The sequence below is a fragment of the Microbacterium karelineae genome (assembly GCF_009745985.1).
Lineage (GTDB): Bacteria > Actinomycetota > Actinomycetes > Actinomycetales > Microbacteriaceae > Microbacterium > Microbacterium karelineae.
Window position 1 is genome coordinate 1 of record NZ_WFIX01000020.1, and the last position, 682, is coordinate 682.

Here is a 682-nt window from a genome sequence, read left to right on the forward strand (position 1 = left end):
CCAACCTTGCGATGATTCTTATGATGGCTATTGAGCAGGATTGGGATGATTTGAATATGGCAATCGCTTACTTCCAGAAATCAATGATGAGAGTACGCTACTCTTCTATTCCTGTAGTAGTTGCTCCTCACGGAATGACCTTAGGTGGAGGATGCGAAATGACCATGCATGCAGACCGAGTGGTTGCAGCGGCAGAAACGTATATAGGACTTGTAGAAACCGGAGTTGGAGTCATTCCTGGTGGTGGCGGTACTAAAGAATTGACTTTAAGAACTTCCAGAGAATTCCACAATGATGATGTTAAAAATAACAGACTTCGTGATGCATTTATGAACATCGCTATGGGTAAAGTAGCTACTTCTGCTTATGAAGCTTACGATATGGGAATCCTTGAAAAAGGGAAAGACATCGTTTCCGTAAGCAAAAACAGACAGATTGCTGAAGCGAAAAAAGTAGCGAAACTATTAGCAGAACAAGGCTATACCCAGCCCATCGAACAGAAAGTAAAAGTTTTGGGTAAAGACGCATTAGGAATGTTCTACGTAGGAACTGACCAGATGTTAACCGGAAACTTTATTTCTGCACACGATAAGAAAATTGCTGATAAACTAGCCAACGTGATGGTAGGTGGAAATCTATCAGAGCCAACAGTTGTAACGGAACAGTATCTATTGAACCTTGA

The 682-nt window shown here is 41.5% G+C and carries 1 protein-coding gene; it reads left to right on the forward strand.

All coding sequences use genetic code 11. From position 1 onward, the window contains the following. Window positions 1-23 precede the first annotated feature (23 nt). Window positions 24-682: enoyl-CoA hydratase/isomerase family protein (locus tag GB932_RS21760; RefSeq protein ID WP_197517169.1), on the forward strand; the 659-nt coding region annotated here is incomplete at its 3' end.